11 protein-coding genes are annotated in these 11,585 nt (G+C 58.7%); 9 read left to right on the plus strand and 2 right to left on the minus strand.

The window, feature by feature from the left end:
* The first annotated feature begins 158 nt into the window (after window positions 1–158).
* The 3 genes from tldD to topA all read left to right on the plus strand — a co-directional run bounded on the left by tldD (window position 159) and on the right by topA (window position 5,743).
* A complete protein-coding gene (gene tldD, locus ACR0KJ_RS12235; RefSeq protein WP_480626809.1) occupies window positions 159–1,580 on the plus strand; it encodes a metalloprotease TldD in 1,422 nt (473 codons plus the stop codon).
* A gap of 238 nt (window positions 1,581–1,818) precedes the next feature.
* Window positions 1,819–2,952, plus strand: coding sequence for a DNA-processing protein DprA (gene dprA, locus ACR0KJ_RS12240; RefSeq protein WP_170520587.1), 1,134 nt, complete (start codon window positions 1,819–1,821; stop codon window positions 2,950–2,952).
* A 163-nt stretch (window positions 2,953–3,115) separates the two neighbouring features.
* Window positions 3,116–5,743, plus strand: a complete 2,628-nt coding sequence (topA, locus tag ACR0KJ_RS12245) for a type I DNA topoisomerase (RefSeq protein WP_480626810.1) — start codon at window positions 3,116–3,118, stop codon at window positions 5,741–5,743.
* On the opposite strand, the gene ACR0KJ_RS12250 is transcribed toward topA, so the two are convergent.
* Window positions 5,740–6,324 carry a TetR/AcrR family transcriptional regulator gene (locus ACR0KJ_RS12250; RefSeq protein WP_480626811.1) on the minus strand — a complete coding sequence of 195 codons (585 nt, stop codon included), beginning with the start codon at window positions 6,322–6,324 and terminating at the stop codon, window positions 5,740–5,742. The two genes, topA and ACR0KJ_RS12250, sit on opposite strands and share 4 nt — an antisense overlap.
* 65 nt (window positions 6,325–6,389) lie before the next feature.
* Here ACR0KJ_RS12250 and ACR0KJ_RS12255 point away from each other — a divergent pair, with 65 nt between their 5' ends.
* The 3 genes from ACR0KJ_RS12255 (at window position 6,390) to ACR0KJ_RS12265 (ending at window position 8,236) form a co-directional block, all read left to right on the plus strand.
* The gene (locus ACR0KJ_RS12255) at window positions 6,390–6,818 is read left to right on the plus strand and encodes a VOC family protein (RefSeq protein ID WP_170454244.1); all 429 of its coding nucleotides are present in this window, start codon (window positions 6,390–6,392) and stop codon (window positions 6,816–6,818) included.
* An 87-nt stretch (window positions 6,819–6,905) separates the two neighbouring features.
* Complete coding sequence (locus tag ACR0KJ_RS12260) at window positions 6,906–7,610, plus strand: CoA transferase subunit A (RefSeq protein WP_170454246.1); 705 nt, start codon at window positions 6,906–6,908, stop codon at window positions 7,608–7,610.
* Entirely contained in the window at window positions 7,610–8,236 is a 627-nt protein-coding gene (locus ACR0KJ_RS12265; protein ID WP_170454248.1) for a CoA transferase subunit B, read from the plus strand. Before ACR0KJ_RS12260 ends, ACR0KJ_RS12265 begins: the two co-directional genes overlap by 1 nt.
* 41 nt (window positions 8,237–8,277) lie before the next feature.
* Here ACR0KJ_RS12265 and ACR0KJ_RS12270 read toward each other — a convergent pair whose 3' ends face one another.
* Window positions 8,278–9,144, minus strand: coding sequence for a lytic transglycosylase domain-containing protein (locus ACR0KJ_RS12270; RefSeq protein WP_480626812.1), 867 nt, complete (start codon window positions 9,142–9,144; stop codon window positions 8,278–8,280).
* A gap of 353 nt (window positions 9,145–9,497) precedes the next feature.
* Between ACR0KJ_RS12270 and ACR0KJ_RS12275 the strand changes: the two genes are divergently transcribed.
* From ACR0KJ_RS12275 to cpaB, 3 genes are all read left to right on the plus strand, one after another.
* Window positions 9,498–9,728 carry a hypothetical protein gene (locus ACR0KJ_RS12275; protein WP_170632898.1) on the plus strand — a complete coding sequence of 77 codons (231 nt, stop codon included), beginning with the start codon at window positions 9,498–9,500 and terminating at the stop codon, window positions 9,726–9,728.
* A 273-nt stretch (window positions 9,729–10,001) separates the two neighbouring features.
* The gene (locus ACR0KJ_RS12280; RefSeq protein ID WP_170632696.1) at window positions 10,002–10,343 is read left to right on the plus strand and encodes a hypothetical protein; all 342 of its coding nucleotides are present in this window, start codon (window positions 10,002–10,004) and stop codon (window positions 10,341–10,343) included.
* Between the two features lie 270 nt (window positions 10,344–10,613).
* On the plus strand, window positions 10,614–11,492 hold the full coding sequence (cpaB, locus tag ACR0KJ_RS12285; protein ID WP_170454253.1) for a Flp pilus assembly protein CpaB: 879 nt from the start codon (window positions 10,614–10,616) through the stop codon (window positions 11,490–11,492).
* Window positions 11,493–11,585 lie beyond the last annotated feature (93 nt).

Here is an 11,585-nt window from a genome sequence, read left to right on the forward strand (position 1 = left end):
GATCTTTGCGTCCCTGGCGAAAAGGTGTGAATCGGTCGCACCTCTCCCGTTGTCTTTGGCCGCGTTAAAAACCATATTCCTGCTGGTAGATAAAGCAAAATGCTTGCGTCAAACAGACGCTATTTTTGATCTGGATCAAACCCGAAAGGTCCCAACCCATGGCTCAAGCCCCGTTTCGCCCCTTTGAAAACGCTCTGCCGCATGACGAAGCGCTGTCTATACTGCAGTCCGCGACAGCCGGGGCCGAGGACGGAGAGCTGTTTGTCGAGCGGCGAAAATCCGAGGCTCTGGTCTTTGATGACGGGCGTTTGCGCACCGCATCCTACGATGCGTCCGAGGGGTTCGGCCTGCGTGCGGTACAAGGTGAGGTTGCCGGATATGCCCATTCGACCGAGGTTTCGATCCCGGCACTAAAGCGCGCGTCCGAGACGGCGCGACTGGCCGTTGGCGACGGTGGCGGCACTCTGGCTGATGCCCCGCGCGCCACCAATACGCGGCTTTACACGGACGAGGACCCCATCGAATCCGCCGCCTTTCCGGTGAAAATCGAAACCTTGCGCGAGATTGACGCCTTCGCCCGCGACCTTGATTCCCGCGTCGTGCAGGTCAGCGCCTCGATCAGCGCCGAGGTGCAAGAGGTCGAGATTCTGCGCCCCGATGGTGTGCTGGTGCGCGATGTGCGCCCGATGACACGGGTCAATGTCTCGGTGATTGTCGAACAGAATGGCCGTCGTGAAAGCGGCTCGGCCGGCGGTGGTGGGCGCATTGGCCTAAGCGGACTGCTGGATCCGACCGATTGGCAGGACAAGGCGCGCGAAGCGTTGCGAATCGCTCTGGTCAATCTGGATGCGGTCCCTGCCCCGGCTGGCGTGATGGAAGTGGCGCTTGGCCCCGGCTGGCCCGGCATCCTGCTGCACGAAGCCATCGGTCATGGGCTTGAAGGCGACTTCAACCGCAAGGGTAGTTCTGCCTTTGCCGGGTTGATGGGCCAGCAGATCGCCTCGAAGGGCGTCACGGTGGTCGATGACGGCACGATCTCTGACCGTCGCGGCTCGATCAGTGTGGATGATGAAGGCACGCCCAGTTCGCGGACCGTGTTGATCGAAGACGGTGTGCTGACCGGCTATATGCAGGACCGCCAGAACGCGCGCCTGATGGGCGTTTCGCCCACCGGCAATGGGCGGCGGCAAAGCTATGCGCACAAACCCATGCCGCGCATGACCAACACCATCATGCTGGGCGGTGAGGCTGATCCGGCCGCGCTGGTGGCCGATATCAAGGACGGTATCTGGGCCGTTGGCTTCGGGGGCGGTCAGGTGGATATCACCAACGGCAAGTTCGTGTTCTCCTGCACCGAGGCGTATCGGGTCGAAAACGGCAAGATCGGCGCGCCGGTCAAAGGGGCCACGCTGATCGGGGACGGGCCGTCGGCGCTCAAGCGGATTCGTGGGCTGGGCAATGACATGGCACTGGATCCGGGGATGGGCACCTGCGGCAAGGATGGCCAATGGGTTCCCGTTGGGGTCGGTCAGCCCACGGTTTTGATGGATGGTTTGACGGTCGGTGGCTCGGCCGCCTGAGTCGGACGAACCAGTTATTCGGAAGGCGCAGGGTTAACCTGCGCCTTTCTTTTGGCTTCGTGTCAACGCGTTCCACCGATTGACAAAAAATTCACTGCAGATTTTGTTTTGTTAAATTTCAACAGTTTAGCGAATGTTCTTGCCATTTCTCGAAAGAGATTGCGTATAATTTTCCAAGATTCACAGGCTGTTAACCCGCGCAATCGTAAACCAGTTCTGCAATCAGGCGGAGCATCGGATGACCGAAGAGCAGCTTTCTTCCAATCACCCCCCACTCCCACCCACCACGGAAGAGGACAGGTTTTCCTGGCTCCGTCTGTTGCGCTCGCGCAAGGTTGGTCCGGCGACGTTTCGTCGGCTTCTGCGCGAACATGGCTCGGCGCAGAATGCGCTGGCCGCGCTGCCGGAAATGGCACGCGCTGCCGGAATTGAAGGGTATGAAATTTGCCCCCCCGGCGTGATTGAGGCGGAGCTCAAGGCCGCAAAAGCCGCCAAAGCGCGGCTTTTGTGCCTTGGGTCCGCCGATTTCCCAGATGCCTTGAACGATTTGTCCGACGCCCCGCCGATGCTGTGGGCGATTGGGGATACGTCCGTCCTGAAACGGCGGTCGATTGCAATGGTCGGCGCGCGCAATTGCTCGTCCCTGGGGGCCCGCATGGCGCGCGGGCTGGCGAAAGAGCTTGGCGAGAAAGGGTTCGTCATCGTCTCGGGGCTGGCCCGAGGGATCGATACGTCCGCACATTTGGCCTCGGTCGATACCGGGACGATTGCGGTTATGGCCGGTGGTGTGGATGTGATCTACCCGGCTGAGAATACGGATCTTGCACGGGACATTGCCGAAACCGGCCTGCGCCTGTCCGAACAACCCATCGGCGTGACCCCGCAGGCGCGGCATTTTCCGCGCCGCAACCGGATCATTTCAGGTCTGGCGCAAGCGGTTGTGGTGGTTGAAGCCGCAGCCAAATCCGGCAGCCTGATCACGGCCCGCGACGCTTTGGATCAGGGGCGCGAGGTTCTGGCCGTGCCCGGACATCCGTTTGATGCACGCGCCGCGGGGTGCAATCTGCTGATCCGCGACGGGGCAACTTTAGTGCGCTCGGCGGAGGATGTGATTGACGCCTTGCCACCTGAACACGCCGAGATGTTCAGGGAACCGCTCTCCCCGGTTGCACCCGACCCAAAGCCAGCATCCAACCCTGCCGCGCTGCATAACGAAATTCTGATGCGGCTGGGGCCCTCACCCATTGCCGAGGACCAGTTGATCCGAGACATCGCCGCGACCGCAGGGGAAATCGGCCCCATTCTGGTCGATCTGGAACTGGATGGGCGGATTCAACGCCAACCCGGCGGTCTTCTGTCCTTGGCCGGTTGACGCCAAAGTGGCGACAAAACGGGCCGTTAGCCCACCGGAAGACGCACCAAATCGACGCGCCCCCGCCGGTGACCAAAGGAACGCATTGACAATTCGATCTTGCCGCACACATTTTGCACGGCCATACAAAGCGCAAAGCCCGTCGAGCGAGGATTCCTCTTAAATGCCCGTAGTTGTTGTAGAATCTCCGGCCAAAGCAAAAACGATCAACAAGTATCTTGGCCCCGACTACACGGTTCTGGCCTCATACGGTCATGTTCGCGACCTGCCGCCCAAGGACGGATCTGTCGATCCCGACCATGAATTTTCGATGAAATGGGAGGTTGGAAATGACAGCCGTAAGCATGTCAAAGCCATCGCCGACGCGCTGAAGGAAGACAACGCGCTGATCCTCGCCACCGACCCCGATCGCGAGGGCGAGGCGATCAGCTGGCACCTGCAAGAGGCGCTGACCAAGCGCCGCTCGATCAAAAAGGACACACCGGTCAGCCGCGTCACCTTCAACGCCATCACCAAAGAGGCAGTGACCGAGGCGATGCAGAACCCGCGTCAGGTCGACATGCCGCTGGTCGAGGCGTATCTGGCCCGTCGCGCGCTGGACTATCTGGTGGGCTTCAACCTCTCTCCGGTTCTATGGCGCAAACTGCCGGGTGCCCGGTCGGCAGGCCGGGTGCAATCGGTCTGCCTGCGCCTGATCGTCGAGCGCGAGATGGAGATCGAGGCGTTCAAACCGGTTGAATACTGGTCCGTGCGCGCGCTGTTCGAAACACCGCGCGGCCAGACCTATGAGGCGCGTCTGGTCACTCTGGCCGGGAAGAAACTGGATAAGCACGATCTGGCCAATGCCACGCAGGCGGAACTGGCGGTTCAGGCGATCACCAGCCGTGCGCTGAGCGTTACCTCGGTCGAGGCCAAGCCTGCGGCCCGCAACCCCAGCGCGCCCTTCATGACCTCAACCCTGCAGCAGGAGGCCAGCCGCAAGTTCGGCATGGGCGCACGTCACGCGATGCAGGTGGCGCAGCGGTTGTATGAGGCCGGATATATCACCTATATGCGGACCGACGGCATCGACATGGCGCCCGAGGCTGTAGCCGCCACGCGTGAGACAATCGCGGATCGTTATGGTTCCGAATATGTGCCAGACAGCCCGCGCATGTATAAGAACAAGGCCAAGAACGCGCAGGAAGCCCACGAATGTATCCGCCCGACAGATATGTCGCGCGACGCCAAGGCACTGAAAGTCACGGATGAAGATCAACGCAAACTTTACGATCTGATCTGGAAACGCACCATTGCCTGTCAGATGGCCGCTGCACGGCTGGAACGCACAACCGTCGAGATCGGCAGCGATGACGGTCAGGTCGGCCTGCGCGCCACCGGTCAGGTGGTGCTGTTCGACGGATTCATGCGCGTCTACGAAGAAGGCCGCGACGATGTGGCCGACGATGACGAAAAGCGCCTGCCGCAGATCATGCAGGGCGATCCGGCGCGGTTCGCCAAGGTGTCGCTGCGTGATCAGTTTGCCAAAGCCGAAGATAAAGCCGCCATTCTGTCCGACAACGAAGCCGTGCTGGCGCTGCAACATCACACTCAACCGCCCCCGCGCTATACCGAGGCCACGCTGGTCAAGCGGATGGAGGAATTGGGGATCGGTCGCCCCTCGACATACGCCTCAATCGTGACAACGATTCAGGACCGCGAATATGTGCGCAAGGACAAGAACCGGCTGATCCCCGAGGAAAAGGGCCGGATCGTCACGATCTTTCTGCTGAATTTCTTCCGTCAGTATGTGGGCTACGAATTCACCGCCAATCTGGAAGAAGAACTGGATGATGTCAGCGCCGGTGACCGCGACTATAAGGACCTTCTCGGCAAGTTCTGGCGCGACTTCTCGGCTGCGATTGGTGAGACGTCGGAACTGCGCATTTCGGAAGTGTTGGACAGGTTGGACGAAGCGCTTGCGCCTCAGTTGTATCCGCCGCGCGAGGACGGGTCCGATCCGCGTGTCTGCCCGAAATGCGGCGTGGGCCAGTTGCACCTGAAAACCTCACGCACCGGCGGCTTTGTCGGTTGCGGCAACTACCCTGAATGCAACTACACCCGTCCCATCGCAGGTGAAGGGGCCGAGGGCGAGGAACGTCTGCTGGGCGAAGATGCGGGGGACGAGATCTGGCTGAAATCCGGACGGTTCGGCCCATATGTTCAGCGCGGCGAACCAACGCCCGAGAACAAGAAACCTCCGCGCGCCTCGCTGCCCCGCGGGTGGAGCAAGGATGACTTGGATCTGGAAAAGGCGCTGACCCTGCTGTCCCTGCCCCGCCAGATCGGCGAACACCCCGAGGGCGGTATGATCACCTCGAACTTTGGGCGGTTTGGGCCTTACCTGATGCATCAGCTGGCCGACGAGGCCAAACCGGTTTACGCCAATCTCAAAGACCCCAACGATGTGTTCGAGATCGGCATGAACCGCGCCGTTGAGCTGCTGGCCGAAAAACGCGCCAATCCGGGGCGCGGTCGCCGTGCAGCCGCCAAACCCTTGAAGGAACTGGGCGAGCACCCCGATGGTGGCGCGATGCAGGTCCTGGACGGACGTTATGGGCCCTATGTGAAGTGGGAGAAGGTGAACGCCACCATTCCCAAGGACATCAAGCCCGAAGACGTAACGCAAGAGATGGCCATCGAACTGGTCAACGAGCGGGCGGCGAAGAAGGGCACCAAGAAAAAGGCGGCCCCAAAGAAGAAAGCCGCAGCGAAGAAGACGACCAAGAAGACAACGGCCAAAAGCTCTTAACTGCGCGTTGCGGCCTCGATCAGTCGGGTCATGACCTGAACATAAGGCTTTTGCGGTTGTCCTTGGGCAATGGCCAATGCTGCGCGGTCGTAAGCGGCCGACAAGACGTCGGACAGCGCCTCAAGTTCAGCGGATTCAACTTGCGGCAACGCCGCTGCAAGCCCCTCGTGCAGACTGCGGCGGCCGCCGCCTGCATCGATGGCTGCCATTTCCTCGTGTCCCAGCACGGCGGGGCCGTCAATCAGTAACAAACGAGCCCGCCCGGATACACGCATGGCCTGAAAGAACGCCATGCTGCCTGCAGTCATCGGCGCCTCGCCCGCGGACTGTGCGCTTTTGTCGATCGCTTGCGCCAAGGCTTCAGCCTCGGCCCTGACAACAGCGCGGAAGAGGTCCTGCTTGTCCGTAAAGTGATGGTACAGCGCGCCACGCGTGACATTTGCGGCGCGCACGATCTCGGGTGTCGACGTGTCCGCATACCCTTTTTCAACAAACAACGCGCGGGCGTATGAAATCAGACGGGCACGCATCGCTGCGCGACGATCTGCATTCGGTATGGGTGTCGTAGTTTTTTCTTGCATACATACAGCCTGTATGTTTATTTCAACATACATACAGATTGTACGTAAATTTGAAGGAGCGCAACATGAAGACCACACAATATTACCCCGTCATCCAAACAAACGATGTGCAAGGCACTGCCGAATTCTATCAAACTCACTTTGGGTTCAGCCCTGCCTTTGCCGCCGACTGGTACGTTCACCTGCAATCCGACACGGACCCCAGCGTCAATCTGGCGATTCTGGATGCCCATCATGACACTATTCCAGCCGCTGGGCGTGGTTGTGCCGCCGGGCTGATCCTGAACTTTGAAGTGGCCGACGCAGCAGCTGAATACGAGCGACTGACCCACGCTGGTCTGCGAATTCTGAAACCGCTCTGCGATGAAGATTTCGGTCAACGGCACTTTATCGCTGCTGACCCCAACGGGGTATTGATTGACGTGATCACCCCGATCCCGCCCTCTGCCGCCTTTGCGGAACAATACAGCGCAGATGCTTTGCCGACCGGGTAGAAATACCTACGCGCTTTGGTTTCATTGACTTCCCAATGACGTGGCGGCACAACCTGCGGCATCACCATGTCATTGGGGGAGTTTTCCATGAAGAAAATCTATGCCAATGCCTCTGAGGCACTCGACGGAGTGCTGTCGGACGGCATGCTGATTGCGGCTGGCGGGTTCGGCCTGTGCGGTATTCCCGAACTGCTGCTGGATGCGATCAAACAATCCGGCGTGCAAAACCTGACTTTCGCGTCCAACAACGCGGGCGTCGACGATTTCGGCATCGGTATTCTGCTGCAGACCAAGCAGGTCAAAAAGATGATCAGCTCGTATGTCGGTGAGAACGCGGAATTCATGCGTCAATATCTGAGCGGCGAGTTGGAGTTGGAGTTCAACCCGCAAGGCACTTTGGCTGAACGGATGCGGGCTGGCGGCGCGGGCATCCCCGGGTTCTACACCAAGACCGGCGTCGGCACCGTGATTGCCGACGGCAAAGAGCACAAAGACTTCAACGGCGAAACCTACATCATGGAAGAAGGCATTTTTGCCGATCTGGCCATTGTGAAGGCGTGGAAAGCGGATGACACGGGCAACCTGATTTTCCGCAAGACCGCTCGTAACTTCAACGTCCCTGCTGCGACCTGCGGCAAGATCTGCGTGGCCGAGGTGGAAGAGATCGTGCCGCGCGGCTCGTTGGACCCTGACCAGATCCACCTGCCCGGCATCTACGTGCACCGCATCATTCAGGGCGATCATGAAAAGCGCATCGAACAGCGCACCACCCGCAAGAAGGAGGACGCATAATGCCCTGGGACCGCAATCAGATGGCCGCCCGCGCGGCGCAAGAGCTTGAAGACGGCATGTATGTGAACCTCGGCATCGGCATTCCGACGCTGGTGGCGAACTATGTGGGCGACAAGGACATCACCCTGCAATCCGAGAACGGTATGCTGGGCATGGGCCCTTTCCCCGTTGAGGGGGAAGAGGATCCCGACCTGATCAACGCAGGCAAGCAGACGATCACCGAATTGTCCCGTACCTCGTATTTCGACAGCGCCACGTCCTTTGCGATGATCCGGGGCGGCAAGATTGCCGCAGCGGTACTGGGCGCGATGGAGGTCGATGAAGAGGGCGATCTGGCCAACTGGATGATCCCCGGCGTTCTGGTCAAGGGTATGGGCGGCGCAATGGATCTGGTGGCCGGTGTGGGCCGTGTGATCGTTGTGATGGATCACACCAACAAACACGGCAAATCCAAGCTGCTGAAAAAATGCACCCTGCCGCTGACCGGCAAGAAAGTGGTGGACCGCATCATCACCAATCTGGGCGTTCTGGATGTGGTCGAGGGCGGTCTGAAGATCATCGAATTGGCCGAGGGCGTGACCGAAGACGAGATCCGCGCCGCAACCGAAGCGCAATTGGTCAACTGAACCTGACCAAAAAGAAAGCCCGCCATCCAAGGCGGGCTTTTCTATCTGCTGGTTTGAAACACGCACCCGTCCGAGATCAGATCGGGCGGTGTGGTGCACAAAGCCCGCGCGATCTGAAACGCCGCCAGAACTTTGGGCACATAGTCCCGCGTTTCCGCATAGGGCGGCACTCCGCTGTGTTTGCGCACTGCGCCCTCGCCCGCATTATAGCCAGCCAGAACAAGAATCGGGTCGTTCCCGAACTCTTCCATCAGCCAGTTCAGGTATTTCACCCCCCCGGAAATGTTCTGTCCGGGCTCGAAGCTGTCGCTGACGCCGAACCGAGCCGCCGTTGCGGGCATCAACTGCATCAATCCCTGCGCACCTGCGGAGCTTACGGCATCGGCGCGCCCGGCGGATTCGACGGCGATCACGGCTAGAACCAAAGCAGGCGAAACATTGGTCCCGACGGTCGAGCGCAGAATCTCGATCCCCTGCTCTTGCGCGATGTTCTGCAATGTCTGCAAACGGGGGGACCTGACGCTGGTCGCGGCCAGCGCGTTGATCGCATCATCCAGACGCCCTGCCCCAGCCTGCGCCATCTCGGGCGATACGCGATCCCAGAACGCCTTATAGGACCCTTTGGGATTGCTTTTGACGCCTGCGTCAGGCGCGGTGGCGGGCGGAACCTTGGCGCGTTTGATGATTTCTGGCACCACAAGCTCGGTGCCGGTGCTGGGCGCAGAGGGCCGTGCTGCGTGTTCTTCAGGTGAAATCTGCACGGTCACGCGCCGACGCTCGCCGGGCTGTGGTGCCTTGATCCTTTTGTATACGCCACGGGGTTCGGGCTCGGTCGCGACCGCGGGCGCAGCACCAGATGCCAGAAACACCAGTGCACCGGCGCATGTAAGTGCGTCCCGGAGATTCATTTGCCTGCCTCATGTTCTCTTTTTAGGTGATTTGAACCTCAAAACGTCCCGCAAGGCCAGAAAAACAAAGCGAATTGGGGCAATTTCGCCTCATTTGGCGCAATTTTGCACCGCCCACCCCTGTATCACATCGATTGTTTGTATTTTTATCTCTTGTATTTCAATGCTTTACGCAAATCGTATCTAAAAAGTTAAGGTTGACGAAAAAAAATATGCGTTTGGCCCAATTCCTGCCACGCGCAACGGGCAAACATAGATGCATACCGAGACGGACTGGAGCGGACTGAGAGAGAAAGCTCTGAAACACGCCAAGGTTTAACAGACTTATTTTGATCCTTTAGGAGGGACGTAACATGATCAAGTTCTTCAAGAACTTCCGCAAAGACGAAGACGGCGCAGTAACAGTTGACTGGGTTGTTCTGACCGCAGCAGTCATCGGCCTGGCAGCCGTTGCATACAACCAGATCGAAGGCGGCGCGACCGGCCTGGCGACTGACGTGAACACCGCTCTGAACGCAGCGACCATCTCGACCGGCGACAACACCGGCGCAGAAGGCGGCATCACCACGGCTGGCAGCAACTAAGCCAGCGCTTCGCAAAAAAACAAACCGCGCCAGTTTGGCGCGGTTTTTTTGTTGGTGCACAAACATCAATAAGATGCACGCTGGGCTTTGCACGCAAGGGTCTCTTTTTCTGACGGCTCAAAGTGAGAAATCCGGCAATCCTCGGACTAAGGCGTGAAATTCAATCTTTGGCCGCATTTCCGCCACTGACATCACGCTAAAATGAACCCAGGAAACTTGCACCCGGAAATAGGGCTATTGGGCTCTCGGGAACTGAGAGGGCGGAGAGGAAACATGCTCAGATTCGTTAACCGATTTTCGAGAGAAGAAGAAGGTGCCATCACCGTTGATTGGGTTGTGTTGACCGCCATGATCATTGGGCTGGGCTCGGCATTGTTTTTTGCTATCTCCACTGCGACGGACGACTTCGGCGGGAATGTGAACACAGCCCTAACAAGCGCAACCATTAGCACTGGTGACAACGACAATGCCGGCGGTATCACCGTTGCCGGTACCGCTGGCGGAAGCTCAGGGGCTGGATCATCTGGTGGTAGCTCCAGCGGAGGGTCTTCTTCGGGCAGCAGTTCCAGCGGAGGATCGTCTTCAGGTGGCGGAACAGTGGGTGGCGACGGCTAAGGCCAGACGCAACTTCCCAAAAAATGAACGTGTTGATACGACCGTTGTTAGCGTGGCTTTGACGGTCGTTTTTCGCGTACCCCGCCAAACGAAGTTGCGCCCTCTCTTCCTCCTAGGTTCGGCTGCAATCCTGTAGACGAATAGTAAGAATCCACGCTTACTGGCAATTTTGTCCCACATTTCGACACAATTGCCGTTTAGGAATAATGCTGTTCAAAAGTCGCGCTACTGTCGCTAACTTTTTGACCGACGAAATTATGAGGTGCATACATGCGAGCGGTATTCGGACTTGTTCTGATTGTCGGGGTGGCTTTGGCCGGGGGCGCGGTTTATATGGCGCGCAACTATATTGCCGAGTACCAGAATGAACTCGCCCGCCAGAAGCAGGCTGCGGCCGAAGCGCTGGCGAATGCTCAGGTCGAAGTTGTTCCAACGGTGACGGTATACGTTTCGAATCGACCTCTGAAATATGGTGAGCGCCTGACACAGGAAGATGTGCGTGCCGTCGACTGGCCCGAAAACGCGATCCCGGAAGGCACGTTCACTGAAATTGCCGCCCTGTTCCCGGAGACCGGCCCGCAAGAGCGCTTTATTCTGAGAACAATGGAAAAAGACGAGGCCATTCTGGCCGTTAAGGTCACCGAACCTGGTGAGAAGGCCGGGCTGACGTCTCGTCTTGAAAAAGGAATGCGCGCTTTTGCCATCAGCGTTGATGTGGCATCCGGCGTTTCGGGTTTTCTGCGCCCTGGCGACAACGTGGACATTTACTGGACCGGCTCCAGCGGTACGACCGAAGGGAACACCGGCGGGATCACGCGCTTGATTCAGACGAGCATTCAGCTTGTTGCCGTGGACCAAAGCACAGGTTCAGATGTGACAGGGACAACGATTGCACGAACTGTCACCGTCGCAGCCACACCGGAACAGGTCGCTGCGTTGGCTCAGGCACAAAACACGGGCCGGCTTTCTCTTGCCCTTGTAGGGGTTAGCGATGAATCGGTTGCAACTGCGATCGAAGTCGACCAGCGAAAGCTCTTGGGTATCGAAGAGACAGCGCCTGCACCGGAAGTCGCCAAGGAACAGATTTGCACCACGCGCATCCGCCGTGGCGGCGATACGTTCGAAACCCAGATCCCCTGTACAAACTGACGTCAATTCAGAGCGTTACAGGTTAAGAGCCGCGCCATTCGCGCGGCTCATTTTTTTGTTATTGTTGCCTATTGTCCACATAAACAAAATTCC

This window comes from Ruegeria sp. AD6, assembly GCF_056542325.1.